Source organism: Streptomyces sp. Z423-1 (genome assembly GCF_013009255.1).
GTDB classification, from domain to species: Bacteria; Actinomycetota; Actinomycetes; order Streptomycetales; family Streptomycetaceae; genus Streptomyces; species Streptomyces gossypiisoli.
On the sequence record NZ_CP053109.1, the window covers coordinates 8,474,081 to 8,491,196 of the forward strand.

Sequence of the window (17,116 nt, forward strand, 5' to 3'; positions counted from 1 at the left end):
GGAGTGGGCCCTCGGTCGTATGACTGGTTGTGCGGCGGAACTCAGCGCACCGGCGCACCCTGCGGCTGCTGCGGGGCGATGCCCAGCGCCGTCGTGTACTTGGCCAGCGCGAGCTTGCCGATCGCCGGGTAGGGGCCGAGCGCCTCGGCGGCGGGGCAGCCCGCCTCCTTCGCGGCCTCCTCGATCAGGCCCGGGTCGATCTCGGGGCCGATCAGGTACGGGGCGAGCGCCAGCTGCTGCGAGCCCGAGGAGCGCAGCTGCTCGGCGACGGAGGCGATGGAGCCCTCCTGGTCGAGGGCCGCCGCCATCACCGGCACGGCGAGCCGCGCGGCGAGCAGCATGCCGGTGATCCCGGCCGCCTGCACGGCCTCCTCACCGCCCACGGAGGCCAGGATGATGCCGTCCGCGGCCGTGGCCACGGTGAACAGCCGGGCGCGGTCGGCGCGGGCCAGACCCGCCTCCGACAGCCGCACGTGCAGGGCCTCGGCGAGCAGCGGGTGCGGGCCGAGCACGTCGGTCAGCTCGGCGGCGACCCGGCTGTCCATGACGGCCTGGCGGACCTGGCGCAGCAGCGCGCTGTCCGGACCGGCCAGCAGCGGCACCACCACGGCGACCGGGCCGTCGGGCTCCTTGACGTCCATCCCGGCGGCCAGCGCCTGCTCGTAGCGGGCGGTGCGCTCGTCGGCGGCGCGTGCGAGCACGGCCTGGAGCGTGGGGAACTCCGAGCCGTCCCCGTCGACGTAGCCGATCCGGGCGTCGAGGCCGGGGAGCTCGGAGCGGGCGATGCTCACGACCTCCTCGGCGAGACTGCGCGTGGCGGCGCTGGGCGTGCCCGGAACCGCGAGGACGAGCGCGGGCGCGCCCTCGGGAGCCGCCAGCGGCTCGGGTCGGCGGTGCCGCCCGGGCTGGCGGGGGCGCGGCATTCGTACTGGCAGGCCGGACGCGGGCCCAGTGGGGGAGCTCATGGCGCCGCATGTTACTGGCTTACTGGGCTCCCCTGTTCGGGGAGGGGGCAGGTGAGCGGTATCCGTCCGGTTTTGTCTGATGAGTTACGTACGGGTCGGAAGTGATCAGCAGGTTTCCGTGCGCTGAGCGGCGACTTGTCCGGAACGAACACGGAGCGAACACACCGCGATTACGGAGCGATGGGGACAAGTCGGAGCATCAGTCGCCCTGTCCGGTCACCACGCACAGCATCTTCTCGTCACGCGGCAGAGTGAGCGCCCCGGCCGCCAACTCGGTCGCGATCCGCACCGATCCGTGCAGGGGATCGCCCTCGGCGGGGACCCGTTGTGCGTGCGGCAGTCGTGCGGCCAGTTCCTCCGCCAGGGGTACGAGGAGCGGGGCGCCCATCTTGAACAGGCCACCGGTGAGGGCCACTTGGGGCTCACCTTCCGTCGGGCAGACCGCGGCCGCGGAGTCGGCCATGTGCCGGGCCGCCGCGCGCAGGACGCCCACGGCGACCGGGTCGCCCTCGTCGGCGCAGGCCGCCACCTGGGGTGCGAAGGAGGCGAGGACGGCGGGGCGGTCCGGGCGCGGGTACAGCTTGCCGGGCAGCCCCTGCATCGGGCCGAACAACTCCTCGGCGCACTCCAGCAGCCGGGCCGAGCCGCCCTCCCGCCCGTCGTGCGCGCGCAACGCGGCCTCCAGCCCGGCCCGCCCGATCCAGGCGCCGCCACCGCAGTCGCCCAGCAGATGCCCCCAGCCGTCCGCTCTGCGCCAGCGCGTGAGGTCGGTGCCGATGGCGATCAGTCCCGTTCCGGCGGCGACCACGGCACCGGGCCGAGACCCCAGCGCGCCCGCGTACGCGGTGACCGCGTCGGCAGCCAGAGCCACCGTCCGGATTCCCCACTCCCGGCGCAGCGCACCGGGAAGTGCGGCCCGCAGGGCATCACCGAGCGTGCTGAAACCGGCGGCACCGACAGCGGCGGTGCCGAGCGCCGGGACCCCGGCCTCGGCGGTCAAGGCCCGTACCAGAGGCACCAGTTGCTCCATCAGATGCCCGGCATCGATCCCCCGGGCACCCGTCCGCACCGGCACCCCGGACTCCCGCACGGCGAGCGGCCCCCGCTCCACGTGCCCGGCGACGACTCGCAGCCCGGAACCACCCGAGTCAACGGCGAGGAAACCGTCGGCGCTTTCGGGCGCGGGGCCGGGCCCTGCTCCCGTCACGGCAGACGCCAGTCCACCGGCTGACCCGCCTGGCGCATCAGCAGGTCGTTGGCGCGGCTGAACGGGCGGGAGCCGAAGAAGCCGCGGTCGGCCGACATGGGGGAGGGGTCCGCGGACTCCACCGAGGGCAGGTCGCCGAGCAGGGGGCGGAGGTTGCGCGCGTCGCGGCCCCACAGGACGGACACCAGCGGCTTGCCGCGCGCGGCCGGCGCGCGGACGGCCTGCTCGGTGCCCTCCTCCCAGCCCTTGCCCCGGTGCGTGCCAGGACGCCTCGGGGCCGTGGTGAGCGTCCTGTTGAGGAGGTATGGGCGACGAGAGGCCGGCGAGGCGCGATGACCATGGCGGAGTGGCTTGATCACTGGATGCAACAGGCTCTCCTCCGTCCCGGCGACGGGCTGCGCGATCTGCTGGACCGGCTCGATGACCTCGATGAGGAGGAAGACTAGCGTTGGCGGCGGGGTCCGTGCGTGGGGGCTTCTGTGTTTGTGCGGAACCGCGGTGGGTGCCAGTAGGGTGACGCGCTGTGGCACCACGACCTCTGTATGAACTTGTTGAAGCAGGCTGGGCGAAGGCTCTTGAACCTGTGGCTGAACGTATCGCGGCGATGGGGGATTTCCTGCGGGCCGAGATAGCGGCGGGCCGGACCTACCTTCCGTCCGGGGCGAATGTCCTGCGGGCCTTCCAGCAGCCCTTCGATGACGTTCGCGTCCTGATCGTCGGCCAGGATCCCTACCCCACGCCGGGGATGGCCATCGGATTGAGTTTCGCGGTCTCGCCCGAGGTGCGTTCGTTGCCGGGCAGCCTGGAGAACATCTTCCGGGAGATGCACTCCGACTTGGGGCTGCCCCGGCCGTCCAACGGGGATCTGACGCCGTGGACGGAGCAGGGGGTGCTGTTGCTGAACAGAGCGTTGACGACGGCGCCCCGCAAGCCGGGGGCGCACCGGGGCAAGGGGTGGGAGGAGGTCACCGAGCAGGCGATCAGGGCGCTTGCGGCCCGCGGTACGCCGCTGGTGTCGATTCTGTGGGGCAGGGACGCGCGCAATCTGCGGCCGCTGCTCGGGGATCTTCCGGCGATCGAGTCCGCCCACCCGTCCCCGATGTCGGCGGACCGCGGGTTCTTCGGTTCACGTCCGTTCAGCCGGGCGAACGACCTGCTGGTGCGGCAGGGCGCCCAGCCGGTCGACTGGCGACTGCCGTAGAGCGTGGCCGTCGCGGCCGAGTCTCCTGGCCAAGTGCCGGCGGCTTCTTCGGCTGCTGGTGGTACAGCGTGTGCGCGGCCCTGACCAGCGTAGCCGCACGTGCTGCGCGCGGTGGCGCAGCACGGCCCGCTGCTCGCGGATGTGCTGGGGCGCGATCCATGCCCAGGGCGGCAGATCCGTGCGCAGCAGGTGGGCCAGGGTTGCCGCGTCGACCTTGTCGGCCTTCAACCCGGCCGCGACGTGCCGCGACATCGTCGCGCAGGAGCACCGGTGGGTCAGCTCCGCTGCTGCAACGAGGTCGTGCCGTCCAATAGATCACGGACCTTGGCCAGCGCCGCCTCGCACCGCACCCTGGAGAGCAGTCCCGTTCCTCGGATCCGCAGGGTGTGCCGCAGCGGTCCAGGATGAACAGCCGCCGAACCGCGTGCGCGCCGGAGGCGACACCGGCGATCCAGCACGGCGGGCCACCTTGGCCGCATCGGCCTTCGGCGAGGCGGCATCTCAGCTCTCCGGCCGAATTCGCCTGTCGCAAGGATCAGGCCGGCGTGACCTCCACGGGCAGCTTCTTGATGCCGTTGACGAAGTTCGAGCGCACGCGCGGCGCGTCGCCGGTCAGGCGGATGGCCGACAGGCGTGGGATCAGCTCCTCGAACATGATGCGGATCTCGGTGCGGGCCAGGAGGTTTCCCAGGCACAGGTGGGGGCTGCCCTTGCCGAAGGTGACGTGGTCGTTGTCCGTGCGGGTGACGTCGAAGTCGTACGGGTTGCCGAAGACCTCCTCGTCACGGTTGCCGGAGGCGAACCACATCACCACCTTGTCGCCCTCCTTGATCCGCTTGCCGCCGAGTTCGACGTCCCGCGTGGCGGTGCGGCGGAAATGGTAGACGGGGGACGCCCAGCGCAGGAACTCCTCCACCGCCGTCGGGACGAGTGAGGGGTCCTCCTGGAGACGGGCCAGCTGCTCGGGGTGCTGGATGAGGGCCAGCATGGAGTGGGAGATGGTGTGGCGCGTGGTCTCGTTCCCGGCGACGACCAGGAGGAGGAAGTAGTTGTCGAAGTCCTGCGCGGACAGCGGGACTCCGTCCCGGGGGGTGGTGTTGACCAGCCGGGAGACGAGGTCCGTGCCGTCGCCGCCGCGCCGCTGCCGGGCCAGCTCGCGTCCGTAGGCGAAGACTTCCAGGGAGGCGGGGGAGCGGAACGGCAGATCACGGTACTGCTCGCTCTCCGCGCTGTGCAGCAGCACGTCCGCGTAGTCCGGGTCGGTGTTGCCGATGATCCGGTTGCCCCAGTCGATCAGCTTCTGGTTGTCCTCCGGCGGAACGTCCAGCAGCCGGGCGAGAACGTTGATGGGGAAGTCCGCCGAGACTTCCTTGACGAAGTCGAAGCTGCCCTTGGCGAGCGCGGCGTCGAGGGTCCTCGCGGTCAGCCCGCGCAGGAAATCGGTGTAGCCGCCTATGACGCTCGCGCCGAACTGCCGCTGGATCAGGCTGCGCAGCGCCCGGTGCCGGACCCCGTCCAGCTCCAGGATCGAGGCACGCTTCTTGATCTGGTCGTCGTCGACCTCTTCCAGGTTGACGAACCTGGTGGAGGTGAAGGTGTCCGGGTCGCGGTCCACCCGGACGATGTCCTCGTGCCGGGTCACCGCCCAGAAACCGGAGTTGGGCGCCTCCTCCGGCTGCCAGTGCACCGGGTCCTCGTGGCGCAGGGTGTGGAACATCCGCCAGGGAGTGACGCCGTCGGTGAAGTTGTCCAGGTCGGCGAGGTTCACGTCGGCGAGCGGCAGCGGCTCACGCACGGCGGGGGTCAGGGTCTCGGTCATCTCGGGGCTCCTCGGCGTCACAGGTCGTAGGCGTCACAGGTGGTAGGCGTACTCGGTGAACTCCCAGTCGGTGACGTGCCGGTGGAAGCGTGCGACCTCGTCGCGCTTGTAGGAGAGGAAGGAGGTGGTGAAGTCCTTGCCGAGCACGTCGGCGAGGGCGGTGTCCGCCTCCAGCGCGTCGAGCGCGTCGGACAGGGTCGCCGGAAGCACAGCGGCCCGGCTCGTGTCGTAGCCGTAGCCCTCCAGGGGCGCCGGCGGTTCCTCACCGGCCAGCAAGCCGAGCAGCGCGGCGGCGACCGTCCCGGCGATCGCCAGGTAGGGGTTGGCGCTGGCGTCGCCCAGCCGCAGTTCCAGGCGCGCGCCGGAGCCGCGCTCGGGCGGGATGCGGACCATGGCGCTGCGGTTGTCCAGCCCCCAGTCGACCAGCCAGGGCGCGAGGGTGTCCGGGCCGAAGCGTTTGTACGAGTTGACGGTCGGGTTGAGCAGGGCGGCGAGGGCTGGCGCGTGGCCGAGGACGCCGGCGACCGCGTGCCGGGCGCCGGCGGACAGGCCGTAGGGGGCCGCCGGGTCGTCGAAGGCGTTGTGGCCCTCGTCGTTCTCGCAGGACAGGTGGAGGTGGAATCCGGAGCCGCCCGCGTCGTTGAAGGGCTTGGCCATGAAGGTCGCGAGCCTGCCCTCCTTGCGTGCCAGTTCCTTGATCGCGGCCTTGAAGCGGAAGGAGCGGTCGGCCGCCGACATCGCCTCGGAGTGCGCCAGGTTGATCTCGACCTGGCCGCCGTCGAACTCGTGGTTGCCGCTGATCGCGCCCACGTTCAGGTCACGTATGTGGCGCAGGGTCCGCAGCAGGTGGTTGTCGGGGTCGGCGCGCAGCCCGGCGGTGTAGACGACGCCGGGGCCGGGTGCGTAGCGGCGCCAGCCGCCGGCGCCGTCCGGCTCGCACAGGTAGTACTCCAGCTCGGGTCCGACCACCGGCCGCAGCCCGTGCTCGGCGCACCGGGCGAGGACGGCCCGCAGCAGGTCACGCGGCGACTCGGGCGCGGGCGTACCGGTCGCCGGATCGACGACCTCCCCGAGGCACGCGGCGACCCCCGGCTCCCACGGCAGCGCCACCAGCGTGTCGAGGTCCGGACGGACGCAGATGTCCGGCAGGCCCGCGTCCAGCCCACCGCCGACCGGAACCACGTCGCCCTGCGGGCTGGTGTGGTAGACGGCCCGGCAGAAGGCCAGCCCGTGCGCGCAGGCCCGGGGCAGTTCCTCCAGCAGCACGTCCCGCGCCCGGTCGGTGCCGATGAGGTCGGGATAGGTCACCCGGACCACGTCGATGCCGTCGGCGGCGAGCCGGTCCATGTGGCGGCGGACTTCTGCGATGTCGTGAGCGCTCACCGTTGTCTCCTCGGGCGGACGTCGGGACACCTCCGGGACGCGGGGTCGGGGAGGCGGGTGGCGTGGGGAGAAGGCGGCCGGGACGCGGAGAGGGAGGGCGTCCCGGGGGTGTTGTTTGATGCCAAACGGTAGGTACGGGGAAGGGTGACCGCAAGAGGGCGGCGGAAAGAATTTATCCATCCGGATAGGTATTGACCACGCTCTGACCCCTGCCTACCTTGTTTGAAGCCAAACGAGTTAGGGGTGTGGTCGCCGCACCCCGTCGGCCGGGGCCCGGCCGCATGTCCGGCCGGGCCTCCTTTTCCCTTCCGCTTCGACGCCCTCACCCTCAGGAGGACCGGCCCATGAAGGTCGTCGTCGACATGAACAAGTGCCAGGACCACGGTCAGTGCGTCTTCGCCGCCCCCGACGTCTTCCGCATGGACGACGACGGTCGCCTGGCCTACGTCCCCGACCCCGACGACGCCCTGCGCGACGAGGTCGAGGAGGCCGCGGACGTCTGCCCGCTCCAGGCCATCCGGATCGAGGACTGAGCGTGGCTGCGCGCATCGTCGTGGCCGGTGCCTCCCTGGGCGGCCTGCGCGCCGCGGAGCAGCTGCGCGCCACGGGCTGGACCGGCGCCCTCACGGTGATCGGCGACGAGCCGCACATGCCGTACAACCGGCCCCCGCTGTCCAAGGAGGTCCTCGCGGGCCGCGCGCCCCTCGCGTCCCTGGCCTTCACGCCGAAGGCGTCGGCGGCGGACGTGGAGTGGCGCCTGGGCACCAGAATCGTCGCGGCCCGCCTCGCCGAGCGGACCGTCGAGCTCGACGACGGCTCGGTGATGCCCTACGACGGTCTGGTCGTCGCCACCGGCACGCGCCCCCGGCGCCTGCGCTGCCCCGGCCCGCGCGCCGGCCGGTACACCGTCCGCACCCTCGACGACGCCCGCGCCCTGCGGGAGGAGCTGACCCGGCCGGGCGTGCGCGTGGTCGTGGTCGGCGCCGGGTTCATCGGCTGCGAGGTCGCCGCGACGGCCGTCGGCCTCGGTGTCGCCGAGGTGACCGTCGTCGATCCGCTGCCGCTGCCCATGGTGGGACCGCTCGGTGACCTGCTCGCGCGGGCGCTGCTGAAGCGGCACGAGGAGCGCGGGGTGCGGTTCGTGCTCGGCGCGGGAGTCGCGGGTTTCGCCGGCGACGACCGCGTCACGGGTGTCGTGCTGAACGACGGGACGACTCTTTGCGCCGACGTCGTGGTGGAGTCGGTCGGCTCCCTCGCCAACACCGAGTGGCTGGAGGGCAACGGGCTCGACCTGACCGACGGCGTCCTCACCGACGAGCACCTGCGCGTCGGCAGCCGGTCGGAGGTCGTCGCGGTCGGCGACGTCGCCCGGTTCCCCAACGCCCGCTACGACGGCGTACCGCGCCGCGTCGAGCACTGGTCGATCCCCACCGACTCGGCCAGGCACGCCGCGAAGGCCCTCGTCGGCGCGGAGCCGGACCTGGCGCCCTTCGCCCCGCTGCCCACCTTCTGGAGCGACCAGCACGACTTCCGGCTCCAGTCCTTCGGCGCGCCCGCGCTCGGCCTCGACGACGTCCGCGTCCTGGACGGCGACCCGGACGACGGGGACGTCCTCGTCGGCTACCACCGCCACGAACGGCTGGTCGGCGTCGTCGCGCTCGGCGGGCAGGCAGCCGCCCGGGGCGCCGCCCGCTACCGCGCCGACCTCCTCAAGCAGCCCGCCCTCACCGCGTAAGGAGCCCCACGTGACCAGTCTCCGTGGCTACTTCCACCCCAAGACGGCGACCGGCGCCTCGTCGCTGATCCCCTCCCCGCCCTGGCGCTACTCCGGCGACCTGCTCACCGTCGAGTACCGCACCGACCCGGCACGGGTGCGCGAACTGCTGCCCGAGCCCCTTGAGTTGGCCGACGAGGACCCCGGGGCAGTCGCGCTGATCTGGGCCGACTGGCAGTCCTGCTCGGCATCGGGCGAGGAACTGCTGGACCCCGTGCGCTCCCAGTACAAGGAGGCGTTCGCGGTCGTCCGCTGCACGTACCGGGGCCGGACGTACTCGCGCTGCGTCTACATCTGGGTCGACAAGGACTTCGCGATCGCCCGCGGACTGCACCAGGGCTATCCGAAGAAGCTCGGCTCCATCCACCAGATGCGGCCGCATCCCTTCGGACCCGCGCCGCGTATCGAGGCGGGGGCCCGGTTCGGGGCGACCCTGGCCGCCGCGGACCGCCGTATCGCCCAGGCCGTGGTGACGCTCAGGGAGCCCTCGCGGAGCAACGGCTTCGTCAATGCCCACCCCATGGCCCACCACCGCTGGCTGCCGTCGATCGAGAAGGGCAAGGGCCTCGCGCTCGACGAGCTGATCGAGTCGGGCGCGGCGTCCTTCGAGGGCGGTCAGCCGTGGGTCGGCGAGGCCGCGCTGGAACTGTTCGAGGCGCCCACGGAGGAACTGGCCCGGCTGGAGATCCGGGAGCCCATCGCCGCCTACTACCGCCAGGTGGGGGTCGTGTGGGACGGCGGGCGGCTGCTGGAGTCCGGGACCTCGGGTGCCGAGTGACGCCCGTACAGACGCCCGTACAGCTGAGAGGACTTGGAGACCGGACATGACCGACCACACCATCAACGTCGCGGGCGTCGCCGTCGACACCCGCCACTGGATCGGCGGCGAGCGCGTCGCCTCCGCCGACACCTTCACCGACGCGTCCCCGATCGACGGCAGCGTCCTCGGGGAGATCGCCCGTGGCGGCCCCGCCGAGGCCGAGGCGGCCGTCGCCGCCGCCCGCGAGGCCTTCCCCGCCTGGGCCGCCACCGCCCGCACCGAGCGCGCCCGCATCCTGCACGCCATCGCCGACGGCGTCGAAAAGCGCCTCGAAGAGCTGGCCATCGTCGAGACCACCGACAATGGAGCCCTGCTGCGCTCCCACCGCCGGGGCGTCATGCCCCGTGTCGCCCACAACTTCCGCTTCTTCGCGGACTGGCTGCTGAAGCTGGAGCACACGGACTTCGAGACGCGCGGTCACACGAACCACGTCAGCTGGGACCCGGCAGGCCCCTGCGTGCTGATCACCCCGTGGAACGCCCCCCTGATGCTGGCCACCTGGAAGGTCGCCCCGGCCCTCGCCGCCGGCAACACCGTCGTCCTCAAGCCCGCCGAGTGGTCCCCGCTGACCGCCTCGCTGCTGGCCGACATCGCCGCCGAGGCCGGGCTGCCGGCCGGTGTCCTCAACGTGGTCCAGGGCTACGGCGCCGAGATCGGCGACGCCCTCACCTCCCACCCGGACGTACGCCGCATCAGCTTCACCGGCTCGGTGCCGACGGCCCGGCGGATCGCGGCCTCCGCCGCCGCGAACCTCACGCCGCTCAGCCTCGAACTGGGCGGAAAGTCCCCGCTGTTGGTCTTCGCCGACGCCGACCTGGACCTGGCCGTCGACCTCGCCGTGGAGCAGTTCGACAACGCAGGGCAGGTCTGCCTCGCGGGCACGCGACTGCTGGTCGAGGAGAGCGTCGCCGAGGAGTTCACGCGACGGTTCGTCGAGAAGGCCACGGCCCTGAAGCAGGGCGACCCGCGCGACGAGGCCACCGACATCGGCCCGAACATCCACCCCCGCCAGCTGGAGAAGATCGACGGGTTCGTGCAGCGGGCGCTCGCCGCCGGAGCCCGCGCGGTCATCGGAGGCCACCGCAAGGACGGCCAGTACTACGCACCCACCCTCCTGACCGACGTCGCCCAGGATTCCGAGATCGTCCAGGAGGAGGTCTTCGGCCCGGTCCTGACCCTCCAGACCTTCGCCACCGAGGACGAGGCCGTCCGCCTCGCCAACGACACCCGCTTCGGACTGGCCGCCACGGTCGCCACCGGCGACCCCGGCCGCGCCGAGCGCGTCACCGCGCGACTCGTCGCGGGCACGGTCTGGGTCAACTGCTTCTTCGTCCGCGACCTCAAGGCCCCCTTCGGCGGCTCCCGCCTCTCCGGTGTCGGCCGCGAGGGCGGCACCTGGAGCTTCGACTTCTACTGCGACCTGAAGAACACCGTCACCGCCCCGAAGGGATGGAACCAGGACCATGGGTGAGATCGTCGGGGCCGGGCTGCTCGCCCACGTCCCCACCATCGTGCTCCCGAAGCAGGAGCGGCTGGAGCTGAACGAGGGCAAGGAGATCACCCTCGTCACCGGCCTGGAGCAGCTCCGCGAGGACGTCTTCGAGCGCGACGACTACGACACCGTCGTCGTCCTCGACTCGCACTGGGCCACCACCGTGGAGTTCGTCGTGACGGCGCAAGCGCGCCGCGCCGGCCTGTTCACCTCCGAGGAACTGCCCCGCGGCATGTGCCGGATGCCGTACGACTTCCCCGGCGACCCCGAACTCGCCCACAACCTCGCCTCGTTCGCCGACAAGCACGGCACCTGGATCACCCCGATCGACGACGCGTACCTGCCGATCTACTACGCCACCATCAACCTCTGGAAGTTCCTCGGGGAGGGCCTGCCGGACAAGCGGTGGATCACCATCGGCGTCTGCCAGACCGGCGACATGGAGGATCATCTGCGCCTGGGGCGGGCGCTTGCCGACGGTATCGCCGCGACGCCGGGGCGGCGGGTCCTGCTCATCGCCTCCGGCGCCCTCTCGCACACCTTCTGGCCGCTGCGCGAACTGCGCGACCACGAGGCCAGCGACCCGGTGCACATCTTCACCCCCGAGGCCCGCGCGGCCGACGAGGAGCGCATCGCCTGGTTCAAGGAGGGCCGCCACGACAAGGTCCTCGACACCATGGACGAGTTCTGGAAGTACAAGCCCGAGGCCAAGTTCTTCCACTACCTGATGATGGCCGGCGCCCTCGGCGAGCACGCGTGCACGGCCCGGGCCCGGCAGTACGGCGAGTACGAGAACTCCGTCGGCACCGGCCAGGTCCACCTCTGGTTCGACCGCCCGGCCGACGGCTGGACCGCAGACATCACCCCCGCACAGGAGTCCGCCCATGCCTGAGTACCGCCGCATCCTCCTCGACGGCGCCGCCGTCCAGGTCACCGTCGACGGGGACGAACTCGTCGCCGGAGACGGCCGGCGTGTGAAGACCGAGGAGGCGCAGCACCTGCCTCCGGTCGTCCCCTCCAAGGTGATCGCCGTCCACCTCAACCACCGCAGCCGCGTCGACGAGTTCCGGATCGGCCTGCCCGACACCCCCACGTACTTCCACAAGCCGACCTCCGCCCTCAACGCCCACAAGGGGGCGATCGTCCGCCCCGAGGGCTGCAAGTGGCTCAACTACGAGGGCGAGGTCGCCATCGTCATAGGGAAGACGGCCCGCAACATCGCCCCGGCCGAGGCGGGGGAGTACATCGCCGGCTACACCGTCGCCAACGACTACGGCCTGCACGACTTCCGCGACACGGACGCCGGTTCCATGCTGCGCGTCAAGGGCTCCGACACCCTCTGCCCGCTCGGCCCCGGCCTGGTCACCGACTGGGACTTCCACGGCAAGCGGCTGCGGACGTACGTCAACGGAAAGGTGGTGCAGGACGGGTCGACGGACGAGATGACGTGGGACATGCACTACCTCGTCGCCGACATCGCCCGCACCATCACCCTGTACCCGGGCGACGTGCTCCTGTCCGGCACGCCCGCCAACTCGCGCCCCGTCCGGCCGGGGGACGTCGTGGAGGTGGAGGTCGAGGGCCTGGGGCGCCTCACCAACCACATCGTGACCGGCCCGACTCCGATCAGGTCGGACGTGGGTGCCCAGCCCACCGAGTCGGAGGAGGTGCTGTCCACCGCGCTGGGCGGCGACTGGGAGTTCCGTGGCATCCGGCCGCCGCGCCGCTGACGCGGTCGGCGCGGGTAGGGTCGCCTGCATGACCGAGCCCGCCGGCCGCCGCCCCCGCAAGCGCGTGAACTACGGCACGGGCCGCGAGGCCCTGCTGGAGGCCGCCGTGCGTGTGGTGGCCCGCGGCGGGCTGCGCAGGCTCACCTACCGGGCGGTCGCCGAGGAAGCCGGGGTCACCCACGGGCTCGTCGTGCACCACTTCGGCTCGCGGGACGCGCTGATCGAAGAGGCCCTCGCCCACGCCGTACGCCACTCCCTCAGCAGCAGCGCGCTCGAACCCGGGACGGGCAAGGCCGCCGACTTCTCGGTCGGCCTGACCGACATGGTGGACTCCGGGCCGGACCTCCAGGCGTTCCAGTACGAGCTGCTGCTGGAGGCCCGCCGTCGGCCGGAGCTGCTGGCCCATCTGCGGGCGCTGTACGACGAGTACTTCGGCGCGACCCGGCGCGAGCTCACCCAGATGCTGCCCGGACCGGTGGGCGAGGGCCTGTCCCGGATGGTCTTCGCCACGCTGGAGGGCCTCGTCCTGCACCAGCTCGTCTTCGGCGAGCGCGAGGTCATCGAGGATGCGCTGGACGAGCTGCGCTCGGTGCTGCGCCGCCTCGCCGAGGAGCGGGACGGCGGGGCGTAGGCCCCGTACGTCTCGACCGCGTAAAACCTCGGAACTCCTCGCCTCACCCCCCTTGCCAAACGGATAGTTCCACCCCACGATGAGGCAACTCGTTTGGCCTGAAACGATCCTTCCTCCCCTCTGGCAGGTGATCCGAGTGGACAGTCAGACGGTCTCCCCGCACCGCACGGAACCGGACACGCCCACCCCAGGCACGCTCAAGCCCAACGCCCTCGGCGTCCTGGGCATCCTCTTCTTCGTCCTGTCGGCCCAGGCGCCGCTGACCGGCATCGCCGGCGCGGCCCCCATCGCCGTGGCGATCGGCAACGGCCCCGGAGTGCCCGCCGCCTATCTGGTGGCGGGCATGGTGATCCTGCTGTTCTCGGTGGGATTCGTCGCGATGGGCCGCCACGTCGTCGACGCGGGCGCCTTCTACACCTACATCGGCAAGGGGCTCGGCCGGACCACCGGCACCGGCAGCGCCGGCGTCGCGCTCTTCGCGTACTGCACCATCCAGGCCGCGATGTACGGGCTGTACGGCTCCATCGTGAGCGGCTTGGTCGCGAGCCACACCGGGCTCGACCTGCCGTGGTGGGTCTGGACGCTGGCCACCATGGCCGTCGTGCAGGCCCTGGGCGCGGCGGGCATCGAGATGGGCGCCAAGGTGCTCGCCGTGTTCGTCCTGGCGGAGTTCAGCATCCTGTCGGTCTTCGCGCTGGTCGCCCTCGTCAAGGGCGGGGGAGCGGAAGGGCTCGGATTCGCCGACAGTTTCTCCCCGGGCGCCGCCCTGAGCGGCGCGCCGGGCGTGGCGGTGATGTTCGCCGTGGCGTCCATGTTCGGCTTCGAGGCCACCGCGATCTACGGCGAGGAGGCCCGCGAGCCCAGGAAGACCGTCCCCCGGGCCACCTACCTGTCGGTCGCCGTGGTCACCGGCTTCTTCGCCCTGACGTCCTGGATGCTCATCGCCTCCTACGGCGCCTCGGAGGCCACCGCGGCCGCGGGCAAGGCGCTGGAGGGCGGGGACGGGGCCGCGTTCGTCTTCGCGCCCATCGCGGCGGAGTTCGGCGGCTGGGTGAACGACGTCCTGCCCGTCCTGCTCGCCACCTCGCTCTTCGCCGGCACCCTCGCCTTCCACAACTCCGCCAACCGCTACCTGTTCTCGCTCGGCCGCGACCGGCTGCTGCCCGGCCGGCTGTGCGTCCTGAACCGCCGCCGCGCGCCCTGGGTGGCGGGCTGTGTCCAGACCGCCGTCGCCGTGGCGCTGGTGATGCCGTTCGCGATGGCGGGCAAGGACCCGGTGCTGACGCTGTTCTCCTGGTTCAGCGGGGTCGCCGTCCTGGCGATGATGCTCCTGTACCTGCTGACCTCCGTGTCCGTCGTCGTCTTCTTCCGCCGTGAACGCCTGGGCACCCGCCCGTGGAACACGCTGATCGCCCCCCTGCTGGGAGCGCTCGGCCTCGCGGGCGCGATCTGGCTGATTCTGGCCAACTTCAGCACCCTCATCGGCGGCGAACGCGCCACGGCCGTGTGGCTCGCGGCGTCCGTCCCCGTGGTCATGGCCCTGGGCGTGCTGGCCGCGCGGGTCAGGCGACGGGCCGTGCAGGTCGCCGGCGAGTGACGGCGACGGGCCGTGGAGGTCGCCGGCGAGTGACGGCGACGGCCGCGGTTGCGGGACACGGGTGACGCGACGACCGCGGCCGGGGGACAGTCGTATCCATATCGTTTGTGCTCAAACTACCTCGGGGAGGATCCGTATGCCGGCTGTCACCCACGACGAGTGGCTGCGCCGTGCCAAGGCGCTGGAGTTCTCCGGCGCCCACCACATCGACGGCGCCGACGAGGCAGGAGGCGGAGGCACCTTCGCGGTCGTGTCCCCGCGGGACGGCCGGATCCTCGCCGAGGTCGCCGACGCCGGACCCGCCGAGGTGGACGCGGCCGTCGCCGCCGCCCGGCGGGCCTTCGACAGCGGGCCGTGGCCGCGCCTGGCGCCCGCCGAGCGCGGCCGTGTCCTGCTGCGCCTCGCCGACCTCCTCGAAGAGCGGCGCGAGGAACTGGCCCTGACCGTGAGCCTGGAGATGGGCAAACCGATCACGGACGCGTACGGCATCGAACTGCGTGCCGCCATCACCACCTTCCGCTGGTACGGCCAGCTGGCCGACAAGCTGACGGACGAGTCGCCGCACACCGCACCCGACGCGCTCGCCCTGGTCACCCGGGAGCCCGCCGGCGTCGTCGGCGCCGTCGTGCCCTGGAACTTCCCGCTGACGCTGGCCTCGTGGAAGGTGGCGCCCGCACTGGCCGCAGGCTGCACGGTGGTGCTCAAGCCGTCGGAGAACTCCCCGCTCTCCGCCCTGCTGCTGGGCCGCCTCGCGACCGAGGCCGGACTGCCGCCGGGTGCCCTGAACGTCGTGGGCGGCGACGGACCGACGGCAGGCCGGGCCCTCGGTCTCCACCCCGGCGTCGACGTCCTGGCGTTCACCGGCTCCACGGCCGTGGGCCGTCACTTCCTGCGCTACGCCGCCGACTCCAACCTCAAGCGCGTCTGGCTGGAGCTGGGCGGCAAGTCACCGAACATCGTCCTGCCCGACGCCCCCGACCTGGACAAGGCCGCCGCCACCGCCGCCTGGGGCATCTTCTTCAACCAGGGCGAGATGTGCACCGCCCCCTCCCGGCTGCTCGTGCACGCGTCGGTCGCCGAGCAGGTCACCGACGCCGTGGTCCGGCGGGCGCGGGAGCTGAGGGTCGGCGACCCCCTCGACCCGGCCACGGAGATGGGCGCGCTGGTCGGTCCGGGGCACCTGGACCGCGTACTCGGCCACATCCGCGACGGGGTGGGGGAGGACGCACGCCTGCGCGCCGGTGGCCGCCGCGTACTCGCCGAGACGGGCGGCACGTACCTGGAGCCCACCGTCTTCGACGACGTCGACCCCGGCTCACGACTGGCCCGGGAGGAGATCTTCGGCCCCGTCCTGTCCGTCATGGCCTTCGACGACCTCGACGAGGCGATCCGCCTGGCCAACGCCACCGAGTACGGCCTCGCCGCCGGCCTGTGGACCTCCGACCTCTCCACCGCGCACCGGGTCTCGCGCGCCCTCAAGGCCGGGACGGTCTGGGTCAACTGCTACGAGGAGGGCGACCTGACCGTGCCCTTCGGCGGCATGAAGCAGTCGGGCAACGGCCGTGACAAGTCCGTGCACGCCCTGGAGAAGTACACCGAGCTCAAGACCACCTGGATCCAGCTGTGAGACCACTGATCGCCGTCCCGGCCCGCTTCTCCGCCACCACCTCCGCGCTCCGGTACGCCGCCGAGGTCAACGCCCGTGCCCTGATCGAGGCCGTCTGGCGGGCCGGCGGCGAACCCGTCAGCATCCACCCGGACGCCGCGGAGGTCGCCGCCAGACTCCGCCGCTTCGACGGCGTCCTGCTCCCCGGCGGCGGCGACCTCGCCCCGCACCGCTACGGCGCCACCGACACCCACGACACCGTCTACGACGTGGACGACCTCCAGGACGCCTTCGACCTCGAAGTGGCCCGCCGGGCACTGGACCTGGGCCTGCCCCTGCTGGCGGTCTGCCGCGGCCTCCAGGTCGTCAACGTCGCCCTCGGCGGCACCCTGGAGCAGGACATGGGCGGGCCCGAGCGCGAGCACCGGCACCTCGTCCACCCCGTCACCCTGGCGCCGGACTCGGTCGTCGCCCGCGCCACGGGCGCCGAGAAGACCGACGCGTCCTGCTACCACCACCAGCGCGTCGACCGCCTCGGCACGGGCCTGCGCATCACCGCCCGCGCGGCGGACGGCACCGCCGAGGCGCTGGAACTCCCCGGCAGCCGAGGCTGGTTCGCGGCTGTCCAGTGGCACCCGGAGGACACCGCACACGAGGACCCGGCCCAGCAGGGGCTGTTCGATGCGCTGGTGCGGGCGGCGGCCGGGGAGTGAGACCGATCGGGGCCGCCGGAAGCGGGCCGGACACGGAGCCCCTGCCGATCCAGTCGCGGAGGCGATGGCGGTTCGAGTGTGGGCCATGGCGGTTCGGGCGTGGGTCGAAGGGGGTTCGTGCGTGGTGCCACGGCGGTTCAGGTGCGGTGCCGATGCCGGTTCGGGTGTGGGCTTCGGG

15 protein-coding genes and 1 pseudogene are annotated in these 17,116 nt (G+C 72.2%); 11 read left to right on the top strand and 5 right to left on the bottom strand.

The window, feature by feature from the left end; translation table 11 throughout:
- Positions 1-41: 41 nt before the first annotated feature.
- From HJD23_RS38640 to HJD23_RS38650, 3 genes and pseudogenes are all read right to left on the bottom strand, one after another.
- A complete protein-coding gene (locus HJD23_RS38640) occupies positions 42-965 on the bottom strand; it encodes a hypothetical protein (RefSeq protein ID WP_171107650.1) in 924 nt (307 codons plus the stop codon).
- Positions 966-1,164: 199 nt separating this feature from the next.
- Positions 1,165-2,172 carry a BadF/BadG/BcrA/BcrD ATPase family protein gene (locus tag HJD23_RS38645; protein ID WP_171107652.1) on the bottom strand — a complete coding sequence of 336 codons (1,008 nt, stop codon included), beginning with the start codon at positions 2,170-2,172 and terminating at the stop codon, positions 1,165-1,167.
- Positions 2,169-2,474: pseudogene (locus HJD23_RS38650) on the bottom strand (uracil-DNA glycosylase); the annotation flags it as partial. The pseudogene HJD23_RS38650 and the gene HJD23_RS38645, both read right to left, overlap by 4 nt.
- 221 nt (positions 2,475-2,695) lie before the next feature.
- Between HJD23_RS38650 and HJD23_RS38655 the strand changes: the two are divergent.
- Entirely contained in the window at positions 2,696-3,373 is a 678-nt protein-coding gene (locus tag HJD23_RS38655) for a uracil-DNA glycosylase (RefSeq protein WP_171107654.1), read from the top strand.
- A gap of 535 nt (positions 3,374-3,908) precedes the next feature.
- On the opposite strand, the gene HJD23_RS38660 is transcribed toward HJD23_RS38655, so the two are convergent.
- Both HJD23_RS38660 and HJD23_RS38665 read right to left on the bottom strand, forming a co-directional pair.
- Entirely contained in the window at positions 3,909-5,192 is a 1,284-nt protein-coding gene (locus HJD23_RS38660) for a cytochrome P450 (RefSeq protein ID WP_171107656.1), read from the bottom strand.
- A gap of 33 nt (positions 5,193-5,225) precedes the next feature.
- Positions 5,226-6,575 (bottom strand): glutamine synthetase family protein, encoded by a 1,350-nt coding sequence (locus HJD23_RS38665; protein ID WP_171107658.1) that lies wholly within the window; start codon positions 6,573-6,575, stop codon positions 5,226-5,228.
- Between the two features lie 344 nt (positions 6,576-6,919).
- On the opposite strand from HJD23_RS38665, the gene HJD23_RS38670 reads away from it, so the two are divergent.
- The 10 genes from HJD23_RS38670 (at position 6,920) to HJD23_RS38715 (ending at position 16,938) form a co-directional block, all read left to right on the top strand.
- Positions 6,920-7,108, top strand: coding sequence for a ferredoxin (locus HJD23_RS38670; protein WP_059420853.1), 189 nt, complete (start codon positions 6,920-6,922; stop codon positions 7,106-7,108).
- A gap of 2 nt (positions 7,109-7,110) precedes the next feature.
- A complete protein-coding gene (locus tag HJD23_RS38675; protein WP_171107660.1) occupies positions 7,111-8,310 on the top strand; it encodes an FAD-dependent oxidoreductase in 1,200 nt (399 codons plus the stop codon).
- 10 nt (positions 8,311-8,320) lie between these two features.
- On the top strand, positions 8,321-9,127 hold the full coding sequence (locus tag HJD23_RS38680; protein WP_171107662.1) for an acetoacetate decarboxylase family protein: 807 nt from the start codon (positions 8,321-8,323) through the stop codon (positions 9,125-9,127).
- A 46-nt stretch (positions 9,128-9,173) separates the two neighbouring features.
- Complete coding sequence (locus HJD23_RS38685) at positions 9,174-10,640, top strand: aldehyde dehydrogenase (RefSeq protein WP_171107664.1); 1,467 nt, start codon at positions 9,174-9,176, stop codon at positions 10,638-10,640.
- Positions 10,633-11,553, top strand: coding sequence for a 3,4-dihydroxyphenylacetate 2,3-dioxygenase (locus tag HJD23_RS38690; protein WP_171107666.1), 921 nt, complete (start codon positions 10,633-10,635; stop codon positions 11,551-11,553). Before HJD23_RS38685 ends, HJD23_RS38690 begins: the two co-directional genes overlap by 8 nt.
- Complete coding sequence (locus HJD23_RS38695; protein WP_171107674.1) at positions 11,546-12,391, top strand: fumarylacetoacetate hydrolase family protein; 846 nt, start codon at positions 11,546-11,548, stop codon at positions 12,389-12,391. The genes HJD23_RS38690 and HJD23_RS38695 overlap by 8 nt, the downstream gene beginning before the upstream one ends.
- A 28-nt stretch (positions 12,392-12,419) precedes the next feature.
- Positions 12,420-13,022, top strand: a complete 603-nt coding sequence (locus HJD23_RS38700) for a TetR family transcriptional regulator (RefSeq protein WP_171107675.1) — start codon at positions 12,420-12,422, stop codon at positions 13,020-13,022.
- Positions 13,023-13,158: 136 nt separating this feature from the next.
- Positions 13,159-14,619 (top strand): APC family permease, encoded by a 1,461-nt coding sequence (locus HJD23_RS38705; RefSeq protein WP_171107677.1) that lies wholly within the window; start codon positions 13,159-13,161, stop codon positions 14,617-14,619.
- 136 nt (positions 14,620-14,755) lie between these two features.
- Positions 14,756-16,246 (top strand): aldehyde dehydrogenase, encoded by a 1,491-nt coding sequence (locus tag HJD23_RS38710; protein WP_171107679.1) that lies wholly within the window; start codon positions 14,756-14,758, stop codon positions 16,244-16,246.
- The gene (locus tag HJD23_RS38715; RefSeq protein ID WP_171111355.1) at positions 16,231-16,938 is read left to right on the top strand and encodes a gamma-glutamyl-gamma-aminobutyrate hydrolase family protein; all 708 of its coding nucleotides are present in this window, start codon (positions 16,231-16,233) and stop codon (positions 16,936-16,938) included. The genes HJD23_RS38710 and HJD23_RS38715 overlap by 16 nt, the downstream gene beginning before the upstream one ends.
- The last annotated feature ends 178 nt before the right edge of the window (positions 16,939-17,116 follow it).

Coding starts and splice junctions, on each gene's coding strand:
- HJD23_RS38640 (WP_171107650.1), bottom strand. CDS start 965: ATGAGCTCCCCCACTGGGCCCGCGTCCGGCCTGCCAGTACGAATGCCG.
- HJD23_RS38660 (WP_171107656.1), bottom strand. CDS start 5,192: ATGACCGAGACCCTGACCCCCGCCGTGCGTGAGCCGCTGCCGCTCGCC.
- HJD23_RS38670 (WP_059420853.1), top strand. CDS start 6,920: ATGAAGGTCGTCGTCGACATGAACAAGTGCCAGGACCACGGTCAGTGC.
- HJD23_RS38685 (WP_171107664.1), top strand. CDS start 9,174: ATGACCGACCACACCATCAACGTCGCGGGCGTCGCCGTCGACACCCGC.
- HJD23_RS38690 (WP_171107666.1), top strand. CDS start 10,633: ATGGGTGAGATCGTCGGGGCCGGGCTGCTCGCCCACGTCCCCACCATC.
- HJD23_RS38695 (WP_171107674.1), top strand. CDS start 11,546: ATGCCTGAGTACCGCCGCATCCTCCTCGACGGCGCCGCCGTCCAGGTC.
- HJD23_RS38700 (WP_171107675.1), top strand. CDS start 12,420: ATGACCGAGCCCGCCGGCCGCCGCCCCCGCAAGCGCGTGAACTACGGC.
- HJD23_RS38710 (WP_171107679.1), top strand. CDS start 14,756: ATGCCGGCTGTCACCCACGACGAGTGGCTGCGCCGTGCCAAGGCGCTG.